Annotated in this window: 23 protein-coding genes and 2 riboswitches; of the genes, 4 read left to right on the top strand and 19 right to left on the bottom strand. The window is 35.3% G+C overall.

Going from position 1 to position 22,702, the window contains the following annotated elements; translation table 11 throughout:
- Window positions 1-216 precede the first annotated feature (216 nt).
- Window positions 217-354: an aspartyl-phosphate phosphatase Spo0E family protein gene (locus J5G60_RS06630; protein ID WP_229981497.1), complete on the bottom strand. Its 138-nt coding sequence runs from the start codon at window positions 352-354 to the stop codon at window positions 217-219.
- A 156-nt stretch (window positions 355-510) separates the two neighbouring features.
- Here J5G60_RS06630 and J5G60_RS06635 point away from each other — a divergent pair, with 156 nt between their 5' ends.
- Window positions 511-741 (top strand): helix-turn-helix domain-containing protein, encoded by a 231-nt coding sequence (locus J5G60_RS06635; protein ID WP_150357041.1) that lies wholly within the window; start codon window positions 511-513, stop codon window positions 739-741.
- A gap of 96 nt (window positions 742-837) precedes the next feature.
- Here J5G60_RS06635 and J5G60_RS06640 read toward each other — a convergent pair whose 3' ends face one another.
- Window positions 838-1,017 (bottom strand): alpha/beta-type small acid-soluble spore protein, encoded by a 180-nt coding sequence (locus tag J5G60_RS06640; protein ID WP_150357042.1) that lies wholly within the window; start codon window positions 1,015-1,017, stop codon window positions 838-840.
- A gap of 63 nt (window positions 1,018-1,080) precedes the next feature.
- Complete coding sequence (locus J5G60_RS06645; RefSeq protein ID WP_150357043.1) at window positions 1,081-2,244, bottom strand: MerR family transcriptional regulator; 1,164 nt, start codon at window positions 2,242-2,244, stop codon at window positions 1,081-1,083.
- A 231-nt stretch (window positions 2,245-2,475) separates the two neighbouring features.
- Window positions 2,476-2,602, top strand: a riboswitch (SAM riboswitch).
- Between the two features lie 96 nt (window positions 2,603-2,698).
- Between J5G60_RS06645 and J5G60_RS06650 the strand changes: the two genes are divergently transcribed.
- Entirely contained in the window at window positions 2,699-2,989 is a 291-nt protein-coding gene (locus tag J5G60_RS06650) for a DUF2325 domain-containing protein (RefSeq protein WP_150357044.1), read from the top strand.
- A 29-nt stretch (window positions 2,990-3,018) separates the two neighbouring features.
- Here the strand turns inward: J5G60_RS06650 and J5G60_RS06655 are convergent, their stop codons facing one another.
- From J5G60_RS06655 to J5G60_RS06720, 14 genes are all read right to left on the bottom strand, one after another.
- The gene (locus tag J5G60_RS06655) at window positions 3,019-3,561 is read right to left on the bottom strand and encodes a succinylglutamate desuccinylase/aspartoacylase family protein (RefSeq protein ID WP_236035181.1); all 543 of its coding nucleotides are present in this window, start codon (window positions 3,559-3,561) and stop codon (window positions 3,019-3,021) included.
- Between the two features lie 32 nt (window positions 3,562-3,593).
- Window positions 3,594-4,556, bottom strand: coding sequence for an ABC transporter ATP-binding protein (locus tag J5G60_RS06660; RefSeq protein ID WP_150357046.1), 963 nt, complete (start codon window positions 4,554-4,556; stop codon window positions 3,594-3,596).
- The gene (locus tag J5G60_RS06665) at window positions 4,522-5,349 is read right to left on the bottom strand and encodes an ABC transporter ATP-binding protein (RefSeq protein WP_150357047.1); all 828 of its coding nucleotides are present in this window, start codon (window positions 5,347-5,349) and stop codon (window positions 4,522-4,524) included. The genes J5G60_RS06660 and J5G60_RS06665 overlap by 35 nt, the downstream gene beginning before the upstream one ends.
- Complete coding sequence (locus tag J5G60_RS06670; RefSeq protein ID WP_150357048.1) at window positions 5,346-6,896, bottom strand: ABC transporter substrate-binding protein; 1,551 nt, start codon at window positions 6,894-6,896, stop codon at window positions 5,346-5,348. The genes J5G60_RS06665 and J5G60_RS06670 overlap by 4 nt, the downstream gene beginning before the upstream one ends.
- A 22-nt stretch (window positions 6,897-6,918) precedes the next feature.
- Complete coding sequence (gene nikC / locus J5G60_RS06675; protein WP_150357049.1) at window positions 6,919-7,743, bottom strand: nickel transporter permease; 825 nt, start codon at window positions 7,741-7,743, stop codon at window positions 6,919-6,921.
- 1 nt (window position 7,744) lies between these two features.
- Entirely contained in the window at window positions 7,745-8,683 is a 939-nt protein-coding gene (gene nikB / locus J5G60_RS06680) for a nickel ABC transporter permease (protein ID WP_150357050.1), read from the bottom strand.
- Between the two features lie 49 nt (window positions 8,684-8,732).
- Window positions 8,733-9,479, bottom strand: a complete 747-nt coding sequence (locus J5G60_RS06685; protein WP_150357051.1) for a class I SAM-dependent methyltransferase — start codon at window positions 9,477-9,479, stop codon at window positions 8,733-8,735.
- Window positions 9,480-10,113: 634 nt separating this feature from the next.
- Window positions 10,114-10,932: a nitrogenase iron protein gene (nifH, locus tag J5G60_RS06690; protein WP_150357052.1), complete on the bottom strand. Its 819-nt coding sequence runs from the start codon at window positions 10,930-10,932 to the stop codon at window positions 10,114-10,116.
- 45 nt (window positions 10,933-10,977) lie between these two features.
- Entirely contained in the window at window positions 10,978-11,409 is a 432-nt protein-coding gene (locus tag J5G60_RS06695) for a NifB/NifX family molybdenum-iron cluster-binding protein (protein WP_150357053.1), read from the bottom strand.
- A 24-nt stretch (window positions 11,410-11,433) separates the two neighbouring features.
- Window positions 11,434-12,801 (bottom strand): nitrogenase component 1, encoded by a 1,368-nt coding sequence (locus J5G60_RS06700; protein WP_190972206.1) that lies wholly within the window; start codon window positions 12,799-12,801, stop codon window positions 11,434-11,436.
- A gap of 136 nt (window positions 12,802-12,937) precedes the next feature.
- Window positions 12,938-14,011, bottom strand: a complete 1,074-nt coding sequence (locus J5G60_RS06705) for an ABC transporter substrate-binding protein (protein ID WP_150357055.1) — start codon at window positions 14,009-14,011, stop codon at window positions 12,938-12,940.
- A gap of 51 nt (window positions 14,012-14,062) precedes the next feature.
- Entirely contained in the window at window positions 14,063-14,872 is an 810-nt protein-coding gene (locus J5G60_RS06710; protein ID WP_150357056.1) for an ABC transporter permease, read from the bottom strand.
- Entirely contained in the window at window positions 14,848-15,744 is an 897-nt protein-coding gene (locus J5G60_RS06715) for an ABC transporter ATP-binding protein (protein ID WP_150357057.1), read from the bottom strand. The genes J5G60_RS06710 and J5G60_RS06715 overlap by 25 nt, the downstream gene beginning before the upstream one ends.
- A gap of 271 nt (window positions 15,745-16,015) precedes the next feature.
- On the bottom strand, window positions 16,016-17,545 hold the full coding sequence (locus tag J5G60_RS06720) for a nitrogenase component 1 (protein ID WP_150357058.1): 1,530 nt from the start codon (window positions 17,543-17,545) through the stop codon (window positions 16,016-16,018).
- Window positions 17,546-17,954: 409 nt separating this feature from the next.
- Window positions 17,955-18,064: riboswitch (SAM riboswitch) on the bottom strand.
- Between the two features lie 333 nt (window positions 18,065-18,397).
- Here J5G60_RS06720 and J5G60_RS06725 point away from each other — a divergent pair.
- Both J5G60_RS06725 and J5G60_RS06730 read left to right on the top strand, forming a co-directional pair.
- A complete protein-coding gene (locus tag J5G60_RS06725; protein WP_150357059.1) occupies window positions 18,398-18,862 on the top strand; it encodes a MarR family winged helix-turn-helix transcriptional regulator in 465 nt (154 codons plus the stop codon).
- Entirely contained in the window at window positions 18,859-20,298 is a 1,440-nt protein-coding gene (locus J5G60_RS06730) for an MFS transporter (protein ID WP_150357060.1), read from the top strand. The genes J5G60_RS06725 and J5G60_RS06730 overlap by 4 nt, the downstream gene beginning before the upstream one ends.
- 345 nt (window positions 20,299-20,643) lie before the next feature.
- Here the strand turns inward: J5G60_RS06730 and J5G60_RS06735 are convergent, their stop codons facing one another.
- Window positions 20,644-22,056, bottom strand: coding sequence for a LysM peptidoglycan-binding domain-containing protein (locus J5G60_RS06735; protein ID WP_150357061.1), 1,413 nt, complete (start codon window positions 22,054-22,056; stop codon window positions 20,644-20,646).
- Window positions 22,057-22,129: 73 nt separating this feature from the next.
- The coding region (locus J5G60_RS06740) for a M20 metallopeptidase family protein (RefSeq protein ID WP_207876522.1) at window positions 22,130-22,702 on the bottom strand (573 nt) is incomplete at its 5' end.

Consider the following 22,702-nt stretch of genomic DNA (forward strand, 5'->3'; position numbering starts at 1 on the left):
ATATATAAATTCTAATATTAATTTCTAAAGAAACACTTATTGAACTGATTAAGATTTAATTAAAATTTGATATTTGAAATATAGCCCCATCCTTTTGAGATGAGACCTTTCACTATTTTAACATTATTTTTAATAAGTCCGCTTCCTGCCGCTGAATCCAGTACATTTAATGTCTGCCTATACCTCAAAAAAGGCAGATCTCTGCTTTTTATATAATTAACTGCTTGTACTTTTTATGATTTGATTTATGTATTTATCTAATTTTTGGCTTGCCTTTAATATTTCCCTATAATCCGCCCTTTCCTCAATCAATTTATGTAATCTCTCTCTTAAATCGTTTACCTTATCATCCATCACGTAAATTTCAAACCGCCTTTCTTATAAATAACAAATTAAAGTTTATAATTCAAAACACTTTTAAATTATAGCATAAAAATCCTCTATTGTAGACTATAGTATGCTGATAATTTGCAACATTTTTTTTAAAATTAAATTCAAGAGGTGGTTTATGTGACATTAGAAAATGCACTTGCTGTAACTTTAAAAAACCGCAGAATAAAATGTGGATTATCGCAGGAAGATCTTGCTCATAAATGTAATATTGATAGGACTTATATAAGCATGATAGAGTGTCAGAAACGAAATCCTACTTTAAATATCATTTTTAAAATCTGCAAAAGTTTAGATATAAAGGCCAGCGATTTTATTTTAAATATTGAGAAAGCAATGGAAGACAGCTAAAAAGCTAAAATTGTTTTCCGGCTAACTTAATTCACATTTATAAATAAATTGAATGGAGTTAAAAAATCCCATCCTTTTCAGATGGGGTTTTTGATATTACTTTAATTTTTTTTCATATTTTTCAACCATTTTTTTAACCATCTGACCACCTACTGAAAAATTATTTACTGCGTTAGGATCTCTGTTCTTTTCAGCAAGCTCCCTGGCCGCTTCTATTTTTAATCTCTCCATGCCAATTCTAGCTTCGGGAACCAATATCTTATTTCTTCTGGACATAAAATTATCATCTCCTCTACAATAGTTTGTACATTTCAATGAAATATATAATAGAAATTTACCCTAGTTCAACTTGTTTTTAGAATAAAATTTTAGGGCTTTTCCTATAAATTTTGATGCACCGCTTCCATATCTTTTATCTGTTGCTTTTATAAATTCAGGACTTGATAAATAAAAATCTGCCATATACCCAAAATAATTTTCTCCTTCATCTACTTTCAAAGCTTCATTTATTTGCCTGGTTTCATTTGCTATTTCAAAAACAATTTGTTGAATCTCTCTTGAAAAAGGATCTCTACTTAAATCAGATACAAGCTTTTTATATAATGTATCTATTTTAGGCAAATTATTTTCAGAATAAATTTTCAAAGCTTTTCCTATAAATTTAGACGCACCGCTTCCATATTTCTTATCAACTTCTTCTATCCATTTAGGAAATACCAAATAAATTTGCACCATACTGTGCCAGTAATAATCTCCCATATCAGCTTTAAAAACTTCATAATCCTTTTTAACTGTATTAGTTATTTCTTCAGCAATCCGTTGAATTTCCCACGAAGAAGGATCTTTACTTAAATCAGATACAAGTTTTTTATATAGTTCTTTTAATTTAGGATTCCCGTCATAAAGACAATCTTTCTTAAACTCATCAATCTGTTCTGCTTTAGTTAAAGCATCACTATTTAAATTTTTCTTTAAAGCTTCAGTGAATTTTTTTATACTTCCATACTGCTTTATAGCGTCTTTAGCAATTTCACTTTCCTTAGTTTTAACTTTTTCAATAAATTCATCAAATTTATCTATGCTTCCCCACTGCCTAATTACTTTAGTCTTATTTTCTGTTTTAAATTCTTCTAACACATTATAATATTCGGTCATATCAAATTCCTTAAAACTCATCGTGCTTTCTCCCTTCAACGTTTTATTTATAAGTCCAATTAATTCGTTTAATCTATTGCGTTTCAAAACAAGCAGTTTTTTCTGATTTTTTAGTGCCTCCATTTTATCAAAGCTTGGTTCTGTCATGATTTTTTTTACTTCCTTTAAAGGTAATTCAAGCTCCTTAAAAAATAAGATCTGCTGTAAAGCTTCAAGAGCCCTGTCATCATAAAGCCTGTAACCTGCCTCTGTAATTTTACTTGGTTTTAACAATCCTATCTCATCATAGTAATGCAGTGCGCGCACACTTATTCCCGTCAAATCTGAAACCTGTTTTACTGTTCTCATTTCCACACCTCAAAATCTGATTTTAGAACTATCACTATTGTCTAATACTCTGCCGGCTGTAATCTTTGTTGATATAAATAATCTCTACATATATATTGCACTATGACGCGGAGTCAGAGTCAATACTTTTTGAAAAAATTCAATTTTAAAAGGTTCTGACTTATTTTCAATATTTATTTGCATTATCAATCATATTGTAGTATAATAAAGTTTATATAACTTAATAAGGTTCTCTTATCAAGAGCGGTGGAGGGACTGGCCCTTTGAAACCCGACAACCGGCATCAATTTTTAGATGTATCGGTGTCAATTCCTGCAAAGTGAATTAAACTGTTTTAAGTCACTTTGAAAGATAAGAAAAATACTAATTCTATAACCTGCTATCAAAAGCTATTTTTCTTATAAAAGGAAAATAGCTTTTTTATATTACAAAATAAAAATTGGAGGTATGTCTGATGGGGATTTTAGTGGTAGGCGGAGACAGAATTGAAAAAATAAAAAACAAATTGAGGGAAAACGGATTTAATAAAATAGTACATGTTACGGGGAGAAAAAAAGGAGACAGAAAAATAAAAATTCCATCAAATACGGATATAGTTGTGGTTCTTATAGACTACATAGGGCATAATATGGCTGAAATAGTAAAACAACAATCAAAACGAAATAATATCACAGTAATGTTCTGCAAACATTCCTGGTCCAGCATAAACAAGAACATAAATACTTACATGAAAAAGACATCATAGCAATAACTATTCCGAAATATTTGTTTCTTTCACCATTTATCTATCTGGCCACAATCTACATTCTCTCCGTAAGCCACCATGGGGCCACTCCTGATAATAGACAAACTGACAACCTGATAGAGCAGAATTCCATCTGCTTCAGCAACACATATTTCCAGTACATTTCCAAAATAATCCTTAATCCAGCCTAATATTTCTCCTTTTTTCAAGGTATCTCCTGCCCTTTTTGTCGGATACCAGCATCCCGTGTGTGATGCATTTTTGTAAATTACATTTTCTACATCTACAGGTTTATAGATTTTCCCAGAGATCTTTCCCTCCAGAATTTTAAGATAACGCAGCACATTTCTAACATCTTCTTTTCCCAATTCCACTTCTTCTTTTGACCAGACACCTGTACATCCTCTCTCAATCAAAATACTCGGAATACCACAGGAGCCTGCATAATTATAGGAACCCCCGCTGCCATGTGGAGAACGTACCAAACAGGGAACATCCACCACCTCCGCCATGGCCTTTGATTTTTCAACAACTTCCGCTGCAGCTGCTCCCACATAATATACATAAGGCATTAACTCTTCATAATATGTACGCAGCCTATACATTATTTATCAAATAAGTGACAAGCCACTAAATGACTTTTTCCTATTACTTTTAATTCAGGCTTTTCTTTCAAACATACATCACTGCATCTTTCACACCTGGAGCTGAAACTGCATCCTGGAGGTAGACAATAAGGACTTGGCGGCTCACCTTTAATTATTTCTATTCTGCTGTTATCAGCTTTTTTAACAGACAGCACGGATGACAGCAGGGCTTTTGTATAAGGATGGCATGCACTTGAAATGAGTTTACAGCTGTCAATAATTTCAACAATTTTTCCAAGATACATAACCACAACCCTATGACTTATATTTTTTACCACTGCCAGATCATGACAGATAAAAATATAGGACAATTTTTCTTTCCTCTGCAGATCCTCGAGGAGAGAAAGAACCTGCTTTTGTACGGAAACATCCAGGGCTGAAGTGACTTCATCACATACTATAATTTCAGGTTTTAAGGATACCGCCCTTGCTATTGCCACTCTCTGCCGCTGTCCTCCGCTCAGCTGATGGGGATATCTATCTGCAAAATTTTCACTCATGCCAACTGCTTCAAGAAGCTCTGCCGCTTTTTTACGGGCACTGTGCTTATCTATGAGTTTAAAATTCAAAAGAGGCTCAGCTATAGTTTCCCGGACCTTCATCCGGGGATTGAAGGTTTCAGAGATATCTTGAAATATCATCTGAATTTTCCTCCTGTTCTGCCTCAATTTTTCTCCTCTTAAATTGGTAATATCCTGATTTCTGAAAATAATTTTTCCGGAAGTAGGTTCTTCAAGATGAACTATCATATCTGCCAGGGTGCTTTTACCGCAGCCGCTTTCTCCAACCAGACCCAGGCACTCCCCTTCATACAGCTTCAGGCTCACATCATTCACTGCAGTCAGTCTTCTTTTATCCTCCATTTCAAATTGTTTTGTAAGATTTTCAATCTCCAGTATAGGCTGCTTCTTTTCCTCCAAAATCACATCCCTCCAATTCAGGTACCGCCGATAATAATTCCATAGTATACCTGTTTCTGGGATTATTTATCACCTGATCCTTAGTTCCCCACTCCACCAGCCTTCCTTCCTTCATTACTCCTATTTTATCGCACATATAGGCTGCCACTCCCAGGTTATGGGTAACCAGCACTATGCTTGTATTAAAATTCTTTCTGAGTTCAGCCATCTGCTTCACAACCTGGGCCTGAACAGTTACATCCAAAGCGCTGGTAGGTTCATCCGCCAGAAGAAGTTCAGGTTTCATAACCATGGCCATGGCTATGGCAACCCTCTGTTTCATACCGCCGCTCAGCTGAAAGGGATATGAATTCATTACAGCAGCTGCATCTACCATGTCCATTTTTTTTATCATGAAACCAGCTTTATCAAAAGCCTCTTTTTTTGAAATATGAAAATGGCTCCTTATAGTTTCTACAAATTGATTCCCTACTTTTTTTACAGGAGTCAAAAATCCGCCTGAATCCTGAAATATCACTGCCATCCTGTTTCCCCGTATTTCTCTCCATTTTTTTTCAGAATAATTGAGAATATCTTCATTTTCAAAAATTATATTTCCCGAGGAAACAGCTGCTCCTGCAGGCAAAAGTCCAAGTACGGCCCTTATAATCGTGGATTTTCCGCTTCCGCTTTCGCCTACAATTCCAACTATTTCTTTATTTTTAACTGTCATGTTTACATTTTCAACTGCAGGTGCCTGTTCTCCGTATTTTATAGATATATTTTTTATATCCAGTACACTTTTAGCTATCATTTTATATCCACACTGCTGTTAAGCAGATAATAATCAACAGGATACATTGTCAGCCCGCTCACGTCACTTTTACTTACCAGATTGAGCATTGGCGTAACTAAAAATATATCGGAATTATCCTCCAGCAATTTTTTCTGTACATCTATGGCAATATCATTTCTTTTTTGAGTATCTTTTTCATTTTTTAGCTCATCAATAAGAGAATCCACTTCAGGATTACTGTATTTACCATAATTTTCACTTCCTCCAGTCTTGAAATACAATTCCAGAAAAGACTGCGGATCTCCCGATGTTGCAGTATTCACACTATACAAGCAGAGATCGAAGCTGCCGCTTTTAAGCACATTGGCCACTGATTCATAGGACTGCAGTTTAACAGCTATGCCGATTTCCTTAAGTTCAGACTGCATTGCCTGTGCAATTACCGGAAGCTCGGAACGGCTTGTATAAAATGCCAGATTCAATTGCAGCTTTTCACCGTTTTTTTCTCTTATGCCGTCTCCGTCAGTATCCGTATATCCAGCCTCGTTTAAAAGTTTGACTGCCCCTTCCTTGTCATATTTATATGACGTAAGATTGTTTTCTCCAAAGGGCAGGGATTTAGGGAAAGGTCCAACTGCAGCTTCAGCAGTGCCTTTTAAAACATCCTTGGCATAGGATTCTCTATTCACTCCCAGAGCTATGGCTTTGCGGACTGCAGGATCCTTCAAAAATTCATTGTTCAGATTTTCATAGGACATTATTATTCTCAGACTGGTAATCTTATCTGTATTGTATTTGGACTTGTCGGCAAATAAGGATATGTTGTCGCTTGAAATACTCTGTGCCGCATCAATTTCTCCTAACTGAAGCGCCATTGCCCGGGTATTGGCATCTTTGATGTATTTGAAAGCTGCCCCGTCTATCTTGGCTTCATCTCCCCAATAGTTTTTGTTCTTTTCCACCACCACCTTTGACTCCGGAACATAGGATTTAACTTTAAAAGGTCCTGTACACACGGGGGCTTTGGTAAATGTATCCTTTGCAGCACCGGTATTTACTATTATGGCAACCGGATCTGCAATGTTTCCCAAAAATGCCTCATAGGGGGTTTTTGTTTTTATACTAACATATTGTCCATCTTCTGTTATAGAGTCTATAAGTAATATTGACTCTGCTCTTGGATTTAACTTCAGGGACCTTTCCAGAGAAGCCTTTACAGTTTTACCGTTGACAGGCGTACCATCTTGAAACTTAGCTCCATCTTTAATATGAAACTTCCAGGTTAAATCATTCACTCTTTTCCATGAATCAGCAAGCAGTGGTTCTATTTTCATATTTTTATCAAGCTTCACCAGTGTCTCTCCTACACCATACATGGAAACAAACCATCCGTTGAATCCTTCTGCCGGATCCAGATTGCTGGGAAACTGATTTACTCCAAATACAATATTTTTTGATTGTCCATTGTCATTTTTTTCAGCAGTACTCTCACTTTTACACCCTATAAAACCTGCACATAAAAAAATCATTGAAAGTATAACTGCTAGATATTTTTTTATTTTCATTTTCACTAAGTCCTCCTCAATGTTATTTTTTAGGATCCAGTATGTCTCTCATACTATCTCCCAGTAAATTAAATATCATGACGGTTATAAATATGGCAATACCCGGATATATCATAAGCTCTGGTGAGGTCTGCATATAATTTCTGCCTTCACTGAGCATATAACCCCACTCTGGAGTAGGCGGCTGCGGACCCAGTCCCAAAAATGACAGGGACGATATTTCAAGCATCATAGTGCCTATATCCATAGTGGCCATTACCACAAGAGATGGTATTATATTGGGCGCTACATATTTCAAGATCAGTTGATATTCTCTGGCACCCCCCATTTTTGCCAATTTAACATACTCTTTTTCTTTTACAGCCATGACCAGGCTCCGGCTCACCCTGGCATATTTTACCCAATTTACTGCAATCAAAGCTATAACTGTATTAATAGAACTAGGTCCAAGCACTCCTGCAATGGCAATGGCAAAAATAATTCCAGGAAAAGCGAGAAAAACATCGGAAAATCTCATTATAATATTATCGGCCAGTCCTCCAAAATACCCCGCTGTTGTTCCCACCGCCGTGCCAACTATAAATACGGATACAACAAGGCTGAAAGTCATCTTCAGAGAATTCTGACCTCCATAGAGCAGTCTCGAAAAAATACACCTGCCAAGATTATCAGTACCCAGTGGAAACCTGCCGCCGCTTCCCCGAAGGGAATCTGCCATATTCGTTTTAAAGGGATCATTAGGTGCCAGGAAAGGTGCTGTGACAGCTGCCGCAATCAAAGTCAATGCCAGTATACAGAGAAATACAAACAATTTATTATCCTTTAAAAATGTTTCAAATCTCTTCATATCAAGCCCCCTTTTCCAATCGGATACGAGGATCTAAAATATAGTATAAAATATCTACAGCAAGATTGACAAATACATAGATCAATGTCATCCACACCACATATCCCTGTATCAGAGGATAATCCCTGCTAAATATACCCTCCACGGCAAGTTTCCCCACTCCTGGCCAGGAAAAAATAGTTTCAACTATAGCTGTTCCTCCAAGAAGTGATCCAAGAGACAAGCCCAGCAAAGTTATAATTGATAAAAGAGAACACTTGAGTACATGTTTGAGCAATATGCACCATTTACCAATTCCTCTCGACCTGGCGCCAACTACATAATTCTGGGATATTTCCTCGAGTATGGAGGCTCTCAGCTGCCTTGTATATTTTGATGCCATTGCAATAGTCAAAGTTACCGAAGGCAGTATAATACTTGTCCATCCTGAGTCACCCATGACCGGTAAAATTTTTAACTTCAATGAAAATATATACATTAACAATAAACCAACCCAGAATCCAGGCATGGATATGCCAAAAAATGATACAGTTCTTATTACATAATCAGCCAGCTTGTTTTTATAAAGTGCAGATAAAATGCCAAGCGGAAGTGCTATCAGCAGCATCAGAAAGATGGACACGACCGCAAGTTTAAAAGTAGCCGGAAGTGTTTCAAATATCAAATCCAGCACCGGTTTATTGTACTTGTAGGAAATGCCAAAATCTCCTCTAATCACACCGGACAGCCAGCTAAAATACTGAAGCAGAAAAGGTCTGTCAAGTCCCAATTCACCCCTCACTTTCTCTACAAGTTCCGGAGAAGGAGTTACCCCTGTGGCATTCAGCATAAGCACTGCAGGGTCACCCGGTGAAAAATATGTAAGAGCAAATGTTAAAAATGTAATTCCAAATAGAACTGGAAACAAATACAACAATCTTTTAAATATGTATTTACGCATCCACCTCACCGCCTCTTTCCCTCAATGCCCCGAATACAGCGGCTGCATTTTACAATTTCCATGCACATATGCTGAACATAGGCGTAGTTCTATAGGCCATTTTTTCCTCTTCAGTATATATCTTCTCTGAAATATCATTTTCCAGATCAACCTTTGAAAACCCGCACTTTATCAATACCTCTTCATCCCATGCAGGACGCAGCTTATAAGTCAGCGGAAGATCCCTCGCAATATTTTCACATACTTTAATCTGCTTTTCATGGATTTTGCAGTCATAGCCCAGTTTAAAAGCTGTATCCATATCCCTGGCATATTGATCCTGCAGCTTGGAACAGGATAATCTAAGATACCAGTTTGCATCAAATACAATAAGCTTTCCTCCAGTCCTTAGAAGCTTAAACCAATTTTCATAGGTTCTAACCGGATTTTTCAATGTCCAGGTGACATTTCTGCTGATAATCAAATCAAAACTTTCCGGAGATAAATCAAGATTTTCCACATCCCCTCTTATAAAATCTATATTCACTCCCGCCACTTCTGCATTTCTTTCAGCTTCCTGAAACATGGCCTCCGATCCGTCAACTGCAGTTACCTGATATCCCATCTGAGCCATGATAATTGCAAAAAAACCCGGTCCAGTTCCCACATCCAGTGCTTTTATATCCCCTTTTAGATCAACCTTGTTTTTAATAATTTCACTCCAGCTATTCCTTTTGAAACTATTCATCTCTTCACCTATCATTTCACTGTATGTATCCGCCCTATTGTCCCAGTAATCTTGAATAATTGTCTCCACCAAATTCCCCCCTATCTAAAATCTTTTTTCCCACATATATATAAAACTCATTGTCATCCTGAGTATAAAATTGTTTAAAATTACGATAACCCCTTTTAATTAAATAGCAATACTCATGCCAAAATCACAAATATATACAGAAATTTTGTCAATACAGTACTATATCTCTACCATTATGAAAATAGCGACAAATTGTATTATTTAAACCAGTTAAAAAAATAAAGAAAAATATCATTATGAGATTATTTTTATTTCATAATGATATTTTTGTTTCATTCTGATAAACGTAAAAATTCTTTTAATAAATTTATATTTTTCTTTCTTTGTTCAAAGAATTAAATATCAAGTCCATTATCACCCTATACAAAATTACACTTACAATTATAATCACAACGAAAAAAATATTTTCGCTCATCGGTAGGGCATTATATAGAATATATTTTAAAATAATAAAAAGCAATATAATTTCCACCATAAAAACTATCACAAGTAATAATTTCAATTTACTTTTGTCCACGGTAAAACTCCTTTTTCTACAACTTATTATATAGTAATAAAAGTCTAAGTATACTCTCAGACTCTTATTACTAATATCCTCATAATTACATTTTCTTCTATATTTACAGACAATAATTTATTCTACAACACCATGTTCTAAAAGTATCTTCTCAAGTTTTTCCTGAGACATAGGTTTTGGAATAGAAAAATCATTATTTTCTTCTATCGCTCTGGCAAGTGCTCTGTACTCTTCAGCCTGATCTGCATTTGAATCAAATTGTATTACAGTTTCCTTGTGAATTTCTGCCTTCTGCACCACATTATCCCTTGGGACAAAATAAATAAGATGAGTACCCAACTCCTCTGCAAATGCTTCCAGTAATTCTTTTTCATTGGTTACTTTTCTGCTGTTGCAGATAATTCCCCCCAGTCTCACTCCACCTTTTTTGGCATATTTCCTTATCCCTTTGGATATGTTGTTTGCAGCATAAAGTGCCATCATTTCACCGCTGGCCACAATGTATATTTCTTTGGCCTTTCCCTCACGAATAGGCATGGCAAATCCGCCGCATACAACATCTCCAAGTACATCATAAAATACATAATCCAGATCATCCGTATATGCTCCCAACCTTTCAAGCATGTCTATGGAAGTTATTATTCCCCTCCCAGCACAACCTACTCCTGGTTCAGGTCCTCCTGACTCAACACACCTTATGCCATTAAATCCTTCCTTTAAAATATAATTTAGTTCCACATCTTCTCCTTCCTGCCTTAGAGTATCCAGCACTGTTTTTTGTGCAAGTCCCCCTAAAAGAAGCCTGGTAGAATCCGCTTTGGGATCGCAACCTACCACCATAACCTTTTTGCCAAGTTCGGACAATCCTGCTGTCAAATTCTGTGTTGTAGTGGATTTACCTATTCCGCCCTTGCCGTAAATTGCTATTTGTCTCATGTAAATATTCCTCCTAATATTACTGTATTTGTCAGATTCAATTTTTTAATCATCAAAGCGATGTACATTTGCCAGAATCTTTGCTGCCCTAATTGGACAATCATCTCTATTTGCTGAACTTCCAAAGGTATCCTTTTCCACAAGATATTCGAGTATCCTTCCTCTTTTAGCATAGGATTTAAGCGCCTTTTCTATAGAACCACTCAGGCTTATAGCTACAATATTCCTGTCATGAAGTACACTTACTGCTCCAGAGCCAATGTCGCTGGCCAATATTAATTTTACATCACCCAGCAATTTTATAATCTTGTTTAACTTGTCCTCTCCAGTTTTGGAATCATTGAGATGAACTTCCCGCGTCTCTATGAATTCATATTCTTCATTCCGATGAATTTCATAAACAAAGAATTTATCCGCCTTCCCAAAATGTTCGTTTATAAAAATACCATCGCTACTAGCTACAGCAACTCTTGTCATATATTAATCCCTCCCATCATCATATTACGGTCTCACAAATTTGCTTAAAAAATCTTCTATAAGTGAAATTCCTCCGCCATATCCCGTGTAAGTATCTCTTATAACAACGCGGTTTCCCGCCGGAAATGTGACACTTAAATGTATCTGCTTTTTACTTTCAGCTTCATATCTCTCCTGGGAACTCGCAAACAATACTCTAAAATAGGTATCTCGCAAATATTGATGTATTTTATAAGAATCTATCTCAAAAATAACCTTGGGGCTAATTCCTCCAGTTTTGGCTACAGTGCTTTCATCGCCCAGGTTTCTAAGTCTTTCCAGAATTTTCTCTCGGGTATCAGCTGGCGGATCGTCATTTACGATCACCAATTTAGGTGTACAACTAACTTCATTCGTCAAAAATCTAGTAATTCCTACAGCCATTGCGGACCCAGAAACTATAGCAAAAGGCAAAGCTGCTACAAACCTTGTGCAAGTATCCCCTATAATATTCAAATCCTCATATGCTTCTCTTTCCTCTTCAGCAATTGCATCCTCAATTTTCGACTTTGATATACCAAGTTTTTCACCTACAATACGCAAAAACTCGCTGGAGTCCCTTGGTCCTACAGGTATATTGGGAAAATTGATATAAGGTATATCAAACTTTTCTTTCAAAAGTTTTGCAGTTTTTCTTCCCACCCAGGGAGACACAACTATGGTGTACTCTGCAGCAGAAAGTTTTTTCAATCCCTCAAGTCCGCTGAAATCTCCTATTACCTGATTTGTTCTAAGCCCAATCTTATTAAGCAGTCTTCTTATTTCACGCAGATTTCCTCTCCAGAATATATCCTGATAGGGTACAAAACCCAGTATATTTACAAGCCTTTTTTCCTTGGGCAAAGGTTCAATCAATTGATTTATAGCAGCCTCAAAAACCGCCTCATACCCAAAATAAGTGTTTCCCATAAATCCGCTTGAATTTACGTATAATACAGGAGTAGGTTCATCCGAGAATTCACTTACAATTCCTTCCACATCGTCTCCAATCATTCCTGCAATACAACCATTTGCCACAAAATAGAAATCCCCATCAATAAGATCTATTGTAGAACGGATTTCCTCTCTAAGCCTTGTTTCTCCTCCAAATACAATATCTCTTTCGGAAAGATTTGTAGAGGGAACACTTAAGCCACCAATGTAACCAACTCCTTGATGTCCTCCCCCTCTTCTGAATCTCATCATCTGATTCATACCACAACCTATTCCTGAATTAATTATAGGTATAGCTCTATAGATATTTGTAATAACCGAAAGCGCTCCGCCCAACGCACATGTATATTTAGGACTCTCCAAAACCCTTTTATCAGATTCTACTTCCTGTAATTTTAATTGTTGAATACTATTTGACAAACTTATCCTCTCCTTTTATATTAAAAATATTAACTCTCCAAAAGATAAATACGAAAATAGAATTTATTACTTAATTCAAAAATACTTTTAATGGATTTACTAATAATGTAAATCAGTTTTTAATTATCTTTCATACTTATTTGTCACCTTGACTTGCATAAGGGTTAAATTCATTTGTATACAGATCTGTTGCTTTAACTTTACCCTTTGGAATATTTTTGTATTTCTCTAATTTATCTATAAAATACTGTGCATCACTTTTTTTAACTAACGAATGAGCCCTAATATCAGTTACAGGATAATACTTTTCTATTAAAGTTGGATCTAATTTTCTATCTTTTGCAATCTGAATATGAACTTCTTTTCCTTTTTCTGGATTTTTCTGTAACCAAGTGTTTGCTTTTTCAAAACCAGCAACAAGTTCTTTAACAGCTTCAGGATTATCATCTATAAACTTTTGAGTAACAAATAGCCCACAATGTTCCAATCCTTTCGGTAAAAGATCATAAGCACTGAATAAGACACGATATTTACCTGTTGCCTCTATAGGATTTTGTTCAAACTCATAAAAGGTTCCTGCTCCAGCTAACTGATTTTTTTCCAATACCTGAAGTGTAGTTCCCTTTTCTACATTAACCAGTTTAACATCATTTATGGAAAGCCCAGCTTTTGTTAGCCAATCTGTAAGAGCATAATACCATGTACTACCAACCTTAATACCCCCAATTGACTTACCCTTTAAATCTTTAGGACCTTTAATTGGACTATCTTTTGGAACATAAAAACGTAGATTGAAAGTACTTTTACCACCATGGGCAGATGCAACTGCTTTTAACTTAGCACCTTTTGCTGTTGCACTTGCAGCCATAGAATATTGAAGCATTCCTGCTTGAATACGTCCAGATGTAAGAGCTGCGAGTAAATCGGCACCTGTTGGTATACCTGTAGACTCAATTTTAATATGTTTAAAATAACCCAGTTTCTGTGCAACTGTTAATGGATCATAAATTGTAACACCTCCTGCTCCCCAATACCCAGCTATTTTTATAGTAGTTACTTTTTCTACTTTGTCCGATGATGATTTTTTCTCCGATGTTGAATTTCCTGCATTACTTGTTCCACAAGCTGTTAAACCAAATATTATTACCACAAAAATAGAAACAATTTTAAGTAATATTAAAAATTTAAATCTTTTTTTCATATCTTTCATAATTAATTACTCCCTTCACCATATATCATAATTAGCTCATATTATTGAAAGTTATACATATTTCCAAGCTGTTAATCTCTTTTCCAGCCACACAAAAATATTATTTATAATCAACCCAATTAAGGCTACCGTAACAATACCCACCCACATTTTATCGGTCTGAAAAAGCAACCGCCAATTATCAATTGAATATCCCAATCCATCAGTACCACTGAGCATTTCGGAAGTTATTAATACAAAAAGTGATACAGATGCACTATACCTTAAACCAGTAAAAATAAATGGTATAGCTGATGGTAAAACTACTTTTCTAAATATTTTACTTTTAGAAAGTTTTATAGATTTGGCACATTTTATATAAAGTGGATCAACACTTTTGACTCCACTAACTGTATTCAAAAAAGTAGACCAAAAACTTCCAAAAGCAATCATAGCTATTTTTGAAATATCTCCTATTCCCAATAGCAAAATAAAAAGTGGCAAAATTGTCATTGTATTTATTTGCCGTAAAGTTTGAAGTAATGTGTTTACATATTTTTCAAACTTTTTAAACCACCCTACAAGGAACCCCATTGGAATAGCCAAAACAATTGCTATACCATAACCAATCACTGCTCTTCGCATACTGCTAACTATTAATTTTATTAATTCATTTGACTTAATAAGTTCTATGAAGGCCAACACTATTGTGGATGGAGATGGAATAAACAAAGGATCAACTATATTTAATCGAGGCAAAATTTCCCACGTAGCTAAAAAAGCAATAACAACAATACTTCTTTGATAAATATTTAACACTCTCAATTTGATTTTTTTAATGTTACTAGTATTTATTTTTAAAAAATTAAATTTTTTTTGCATTTTATTCCTCTCTCTCCTTTAAAAAATTTCTGGCTTCTAGAAACTTCTTCTTTTATTAACATCCATAAATTTTGACGTGCTTGTACAAACTCCTTTGTAGATCTAATATTTTCATTTTCGAGTCTGGAGCGACGGGACAATGGTATTTTTACAATTTCCTTTATAGTTCCAGGTTTTGCTGTCATAATTGCCACTCTATCTGCTAGAAATATTGCCTCATCAATACTATGAGTGATAAATATTATAGTCTTGCCTGTTTCGTTTCTTATTCTAAGAAGCTCTCTTTGTAGAATTTCTCTTGTAAATGAATCCAAAGCTCCAAAAGGTTCATCCATGAGCAGTATATCAGGTTCAAAGGACAATGCTCTTGCAATAGCCGCTCTTTGTCTCATGCCTCCGCTTAACTGGTGGGGATAATGATCTTCAAACCCTGAAAGTCCTACCAGTGCTAAAAGTCTATTTACAATTTTATCTCTTTCCTTTTTCTTCACATTTTGACTTTCTAGTACAAATCCCACATTCTCAGCAGTTGTCAGCCATGGAAACAATGTATACTGCTGAAAAACTATTCCCCTATTCAAATCTGGTCCACTTGCAATTTCACCATCAATACTTAAAGTACCTTCTGTTGGTTGAGAAAGTCCACCTAAAATATCAAGTAAAGTGGTCTTGCCACAACCACTTGGTCCAACAATAACAAAAAATTCCCCTTTTATAATTTCAAGGTTAATATTATCCAGTATAGTTACTGTAGAATTACCTTTGCCTTGCTTATCCTTTACTACAAATTTTTTTGTAATATTTTCAATTTGGAGCTTAATATTAGTATTAAAATCAGGCTGTAAAATAGCTTCAAAAGCTTTTTCGCTCATTGCAAAAACCTCCTTATGAAAAATAAATGTTCTATAAAAAACTAAAAGAGTTAAATACTATTCTATTGCTGTAGGTGCTATTGCAAGGAAGTTGTTATACATAATAATACAAAATACTGTATTAATTAAGTAACAATCCCTGTACACCTACCGCTAATTAAACAATGGTATAATTACCCAAATAAATTACTAAATTTCAGTTTCATTTATTTATATCATTTTTAGGCTAAAATTTTTTAATTCTCTGTTGAATTTTTTATATAGCTAGACTCTAAATTGATTTTTCTTTAGAATATGCTTTTTGCTTAATGTAGGCCTCAATATCATCCTGTTCATACCACCATGATTTATATGGACTTGGAGTTTTTTTGTGTAATGTTTTATTTAGAGATGGGTTATTTAAAGCACGTTTTAAAATATGACCATAGTTCAAAATTCCCCTAAAGAAAAATTGATTTGCCTGCGGTGAAAAATCGGAGAGAAATGAATGATTTCTTACATGGCTACCCTCTCTTTTATAAAGCCCCATAAAAATACAACCTGTATAAAGATCTGGTTTTAGCCTGTTAAGCAAATGACTTTGCTCAAATGGTTGATAATCAGATGCATGTATCTCAAAATCACCAATTTCTTTATATACCTCTTCAAATTCATCCACTATCTCAGGAGACAATTCCAGTGTATTAACAGCTGCCACATCAATACCCAATTCAGTAGCAAATTTTGGAATAAATACTGCTCTAGCCTGCCCTGCAGAAACATAAATACTTGCTTCTTTACCTTTAAATAATTTTTTTAATTCTTCCAATTTAGGTGTAACAAAATCCAGTTCCTCTTTAATAAGCTGCTCTACTTCTTTTTCTTTACCTGTATACTTAGCTATATTTCTAAACCAAATCTTAGTATTTTCAATTCCAAGTGGAGCTGGATCTGTGAAATAAGGTGTATCATAATTTTCATAAAGAGCTCTTTGCAAATATTCTCCATAGGACTGGCACGTAGGTGCAATTACCGCTGCCTCTGAGATTTCCTTCAATTCGTCTACTGTGGCAAAATCTGGAATAAATCTTGCCCTCAAGCCAATTTTGTTGAACATTCTAACAAGATCAATTTTATCTCCCAGTGTTACACTCATAGGAGCTATTACACCCACCAAATCTTTCTGCCTTTTTTTAGGTTTTTGAACTATATATCTTGCTATAGCATGTGAAGAACCATCAAAAGCACTTTGGGATATCTGAGATCTAAAACCTTCACAATGAACAGGAACAAGTATAGGCTCAACTTCTGGCTGAATTGATGCAACTATACCATCTATGTCATCACCCATAACTCCTGAGGCACAGGAACATGCAATAATAATCGCCTTAGGATTGTATCTTGCAATTGATTCTTTTATAGCTAATCTAAGTTTTTTTTCACCTCCAAAGACAATATCACCTTCTGTAAGATTGCTACTCAATGCATGAAGTTCAAAATCCTTTTTCCATAGTTTATATTTACCAGGAATACCTTGATATATCTCTCTATAATCATTTGTACCCTGAGAGCATCCAACAGGTCCATGTATAATAAGAGACGAATCTCTTATAGTTACAAGTCTTCCTATAGTTTGTGTTAAAAGACATCCTGCTGTTTGCTGAAATTTGTTTTCTCTCCACGCTAAATCTCCGCCAACATGCTTACCTTTTACTAAATCACTCACTTTTCCAGCAAAAGCTTTGACAGTTCCCAGACGATCTTCTCTAATTGGACTAGTACTTTGAGTAAGATCTATTTTTTTTAATTTTTTGTTTGACATAACAATATTCCTCCTATTTTATAATATAATTTTTATACCTAACTTAATCTCTTGTACTCTTAAAATTTAAAGCATGTACTTTCATTATTTCGATTTTTAAAGTCTTTTAAATATTTGATACCTATGGTATAATAATGTTGAGTTTAAAAAGCTCTGACATAATATATGTTATCTTTCTTAATTATTTGGTCATTTTTAATGAAAGGTTAACACATTATGTTGGGGTTTTTCTATCTGTAGATTATGCTAAAATAATTAAATAGCACAAGAGATTAAATGAAAGAGACTGATCAAATTTTTGATTTGATCAGTCTCTCGTTTATCTAGTCGACTAATTTGGCTAAACTAAATTTTATAAAATAAAAAAACTTCCCTCTGAGAAAATGCAGGAAGTTTCAATCCTTGTATTCTCTCATCTTTCAGGTTCTCCACCTGCTGGAATTGGCACCACACATTCTAATGAAAAATGTCGGTTGCCGGACATCATAGGGCCAGTCCCTCTGTCTCTCTAGATAAGAAATTTTTTAACTATTTTTAAAATTCATTGTCTATATCTATCACATTTGATATTTATTTATTGATATTTAATATACACTGCTACAATTATCCTGTCAATATTTTTTTATAAATTTTTTCGAAAAAAATAATGTAAACCTTAACTTCAAAAGTAAGATAGACACTTATTTACAAATCATCCTATTTTAGTCATGCAAACACATTTATAATGCATTTTCCTTTAAATTTGACTACAAGCTAAAACACTTTCAACTTGTTAAGACAAAGAAAGCATATATAGTTGACTAATCAACTATATTATGCTATTGTATACTGTGGAAACAGGAAGGAGATATTATGGACAGCAGTAATGTATCAGTCTTGATTAAATTGACCAACAATATATACAGGTGTACACAAATGTATGTTGACAAAAGGCTTAAAAAATTCAACCTGACTACAGGTACATATCCCTATTTGCTCGTGCTAAAAAGATGTAAAGGCATAAACCAAAATGAACTGAGCAGGGAACTCAATATAGACAAGTCTCTTTGTTCCAGAACTGTTAAAAAGCTGATAGGGTTGAATTATATAAGGTTGGAGGAAAATAAAGAGGACATAAGGGCCCATAAATTATATATAACAAATAAAGCAGAAGACGTGATACCTAAAATCATTGAAATCATACAGGAATGGATTCATATTTTAGTAGAGGGAGCCGATGATCAGGAAACTGCAATTTCCATAGAATTTTTAAAACGAGTTTTGAATAATGGGACTATATATAGAGAAAAATGCTGTGAAAGGATGAATAAAATTTGAATAATACTGACAAAGTGACATACAAGAGAAGGTGGATAATTCTGTTCACCGTTCTTTCTGCCACATTTATGTCTACTTTAGACGGAAGCATTGTAAATGTGGCCTTGCCGGATATGTCTTCCAAACTGCACACACCTATGGCAGGCATTGAATGGGTTGTGACGGGATTTTTAATAGTTATTGCAGCCACTATTTTAATTTTTGGAAGACTAGGTGATATAAAGGGTAAGACCAGGGTATTCAGTTTTGGAGTAATACTGTTTGTCCTTGGTTCTTTTCTATGTGGTTTGAGCAATTCGCTTGTATTTTTAATAGCCGCCAGGTGCATACAGGCTGTTGGCGCCTCTGCAACCATGGCTACCAACCAGGGAATTATAACCCAGGTTTTTCCTCCCAATGAACGGGGCAGTGCACTGGGCATATTGGGAACATTTGTGGCCTTAGGTTCTATGGCAGGACCACCTCTAGGAGGTTTTATCGTTTCGGCTTTCAGCTGGAAATATATATTCTGGATAAACGTGCCTATAGGAATAGCCGTATTTATAATAGGTCTTAAGATATTTCCAAAATCTCATAGAACAGATGAAAGCCTGGACGGAAAAGGTTCTCTTTTGTTTATGATATCCACTGTACTGTTATTTGGCGCCTTGGTTCAGGGACAGAGCACAGGATATAACAATCCAATTATGATCTCTGCATTCATAATATCTGCTATAACTTTCATCATATTTATTGTTATAGAGAGTAAAACGGAACTGCCCCTTCTGCAATTAAACATTTTCCACAACAGCCTGTTTTCCATAAGCATAATCTGCGCTTTTATTTCGTTTTGTGCCATAGGTGCCTCCAATATAATATTGCCCTTTTATTTTCAGGATACAATGAAGCTCTCGCCGGCAGCCACAGGACTATTTATGATGGTATCACCTATAGTACTTTCTATAGTGGCACCTTTAAGCGGGCATATGTCAGATAAAATTGGTTCGGAAGTGCTCACATTATTGGGACTTTCCATTACCAGCCTAGGATTGTTTTTAATATCCACCATAAGTGAAATTTCACCCTTAACTATGATAGTCATTTACATAATTATCATGACTATAGGGAACGGAATGTTCCAGTCACCTAACAACGTACTCGTTATGTCTACTGTATCAAAGGACAAACTTGGTATTGCAGGCAGCGTAAATGCACTTGTGAGAAATTTGGGATTTGTTGTCGGGACATCTCTTGCTACCCTCCTTCTATACAATAGAATGAGTCATAAAATGGGATACAGAGTAATTGACTATATAAAGGGAAGAGATGATGTATTCATCTACGGGATGAAATATGTATATATATCTGCAGCTTTATTTTGTATTATAGGAGTATGTCTAACAGGTTTTAGACTCTATAACAATAGGATTAAAAGAAATCGTAGCAATATTAATTAGCTTAGATGATAACTTTCTCACAGGCAAAAGGGACTGAGCAAATTTTTTGACTTGATCAGCCCCTGCTTGTCCAGGCAAATGCATGAAATATAACAGATATCTTATTATTCATTTTTTTCCAGAAAATAATGTAATAAATACAATTATCACCACTACAACACCACAGACACTTATTATACTGCACAATATGATTAAACTCTTTATCATTTTTCCATTCACCTGTCTAATTATTTTATAACTTATAATCTTTCTTCTCCATACATTTTACCAGATGAAGTACTGCAAAACCACTTTTTAAAGTAATTTTGCAGTACTTCTCTTTTTTATCATTTTGAATAAATCATTTTATAAAAGTTTTATAATATCAAAATTATCTTGAAGCAAAGTCCAATTTTGCGGGAATGGGAAACCAAGAGCCCAGTAACTAATGCCTCTCAGCCTATAATCCTTAACCGTATCAAATTTTGCCTGGGCACTTCTTGCATCTTCGAACCACACCTGATGCTGCCTTCCCTGTTCATCGATATAGTTATAAAAAGGTGTCTGGCTGACTGGATCAAATTGTATAGCCACTTGATATCTGACTGCCCTTGCCACAGCTTCCTGCATGCTAAAGGTCTCCGCCTCCATACCCGGTAGATGAGGAACAATCCAGTCCCTGGCGTAGAGTTGAAAACCAAATAAAATTTTTTCTCTCGGTATAACAGTGACTGCATAGTCAAGCACCTGTTTTATTCTATTTAAAGGCGAAATAGCCTGTGGTGGTCCAAGCCTGTAGCCCCATTCATAAGTCATAAGTACAACAAAATCCACAATCCTTCCATGAGCCTCATAATCATGGGCTTCATACAACAATCCCTGCTGTCCTGGCCCCGTCTTGGGAGCCAATGCAGTGGATACAAAAAAATTTTCCCTGTGAAGTCTTTCGACTGTGAGTTCAAGAAATGTATTGTAATTTTCTCTATCTGATGGAAGCACATTTTCAAAATCAATATTCACTCCTAAATACCCCTTATTTCTCATTATATCAAGTATATTGGTGATAAGATTTTCTCTGATGCTCTCATTGGACAGAACCACATGTGCCAGGTTATGGCCAAGTTCCGTGGCTGTAAAATTTGTTATAGCCATCATGGGAACTATATTTTCAGCATAGGCAGCATTTATTAGTGCAGAATCATCTATGGTCTCTAAGCTGCCATCCTCTCTGATTCTGTAAGCAAATGGGCTCAAATAGGTTAGATAATCTCCCACTTCTCTTACAACATTAGAAGAATTTTCAGTAAAATCATAAATATAACCATTTACATATATAGAAGGTCTTTGCCTTGGAATAACAATTACAGCTCCTGGGTATATAAGAGATGAATCCTGGATATTGTTTGTATTCATTAACCTTTCCAATGAAATACCGTATCTTTCAGCAATCTGCTCTAAAGTTTCTCCTTGTTTTATCTGATATCTGGTTGCAGGAATATATAATTGAAGCCCAGGATAAATATTTTGCGGATTGATTATCCTATTTGCATCTACAATGGCCTGCACAGAAATTCCATAGTTTTGAGCAATCTGCCATAAGGATTCTCCTGTTTTTACAACATGAACAGTATCCTCCACAGGAATTATCAATGACTGTCCAACAAGTAGACTGTTAGGATATTGAAGTCCATTAGCGCTGATCATTTGAGCAGTTGAAACATTATAATAATTTGATATTGTCCAAAGTGAATCCCCCGGTTTAACTACATAAATAAGCACAAAAAGCCTCCTATTATCACTTCATATATTAATTTATGTAGATAATCCAGAAAAAGTTCTTATAATAACTCAATCAATTCTTCAAAAAATCCAGGGCTGTTTGAGCATAAACAGAGGACCCCACGACAAGACAATTTTCATCGACAATAAAATGATTGGAATGCTGAGAATACATCCACCCTTTCTCCTTGTTTCCTCCACCAAGTATCATAAAAGTCCCAGGTACTTTCTCAAGGTAGGTTGAAAAATCTTCAGAGCCCATGACGGGCGGTATTTGAATTACATTTTCTTCTCCTATTACTTTGACTACAGACTTTTTAACCAGCTCAGTAGAATCAGTCTCATTAATCGTAGGGCTGCAGCCATTTTTATATTCAAATTCAGCCTTGCAGCCATAGGCATCACATACATTGTCTATCATTCTTTTCATCCATTTAGGTATCATTTTTCTGGAATAATCTGAAAATGCCCTGTTTGCTCCAGTCATTTGAACTTTTCCAGGAACAACATTGAATCTCTCCCCTGCTTTTACAGTTCCCACATTTATAACTATGGGATTCCTGGCATCATTGAATCTGCTGACAATGGTCTGGAACCCTTCCATAATGGCTACTGCACAGGGCATTGCATCCACTCCCTGCCAGGG

This window comes from Clostridium sp. HV4-5-A1G (assembly GCF_900184915.1).
GTDB lineage: Bacteria > Bacillota > Clostridia > Clostridiales > Clostridiaceae > Clostridium_B > Clostridium_B aromativorans.

Coding starts and splice junctions, on each gene's coding strand:
- J5G60_RS06630 (WP_229981497.1), bottom strand. CDS start 354: ATGGATGATAAGGTAAACGATTTAAGAGAGAGATTACATAAATTGATT.
- J5G60_RS06640 (WP_150357042.1), bottom strand. CDS start 1,017: ATGTCCAGAAGAAATAAGATATTGGTTCCCGAAGCTAGAATTGGCATG.
- J5G60_RS06645 (WP_150357043.1), bottom strand. CDS start 2,244: ATGAGAACAGTAAAACAGGTTTCAGATTTGACGGGAATAAGTGTGCGC.
- J5G60_RS06650 (WP_150357044.1), top strand. CDS start 2,699: ATGGGGATTTTAGTGGTAGGCGGAGACAGAATTGAAAAAATAAAAAAC.
- J5G60_RS06655 (WP_236035181.1), bottom strand. CDS start 3,561: ATGCCTTATGTATATTATGTGGGAGCAGCTGCAGCGGAAGTTGTTGAA.
- J5G60_RS06665 (WP_150357047.1), bottom strand. CDS start 5,349: ATGATAGCTAAAAGTGTACTGGATATAAAAAATATATCTATAAAATAC.
- J5G60_RS06670 (WP_150357048.1), bottom strand. CDS start 6,896: ATGAAAATAAAAAAATATCTAGCAGTTATACTTTCAATGATTTTTTTA.
- nikC (WP_150357049.1), bottom strand. CDS start 7,743: ATGAAGAGATTTGAAACATTTTTAAAGGATAATAAATTGTTTGTATTT.
- nikB (WP_150357050.1), bottom strand. CDS start 8,683: ATGCGTAAATACATATTTAAAAGATTGTTGTATTTGTTTCCAGTTCTA.
- nifH (WP_150357052.1), bottom strand. CDS start 10,932: ATGAGACAAATAGCAATTTACGGCAAGGGCGGAATAGGTAAATCCACT.
- J5G60_RS06695 (WP_150357053.1), bottom strand. CDS start 11,409: ATGACAAGAGTTGCTGTAGCTAGTAGCGATGGTATTTTTATAAACGAA.
- J5G60_RS06705 (WP_150357055.1), bottom strand. CDS start 14,011: ATGAAAGATATGAAAAAAAGATTTAAATTTTTAATATTACTTAAAATT.
- J5G60_RS06710 (WP_150357056.1), bottom strand. CDS start 14,872: ATGCAAAAAAAATTTAATTTTTTAAAAATAAATACTAGTAACATTAAA.
- J5G60_RS06715 (WP_150357057.1), bottom strand. CDS start 15,744: ATGAGCGAAAAAGCTTTTGAAGCTATTTTACAGCCTGATTTTAATACT.
- J5G60_RS06720 (WP_150357058.1), bottom strand. CDS start 17,545: ATGTCAAACAAAAAATTAAAAAAAATAGATCTTACTCAAAGTACTAGT.
- J5G60_RS06725 (WP_150357059.1), top strand. CDS start 18,398: ATGGACAGCAGTAATGTATCAGTCTTGATTAAATTGACCAACAATATA.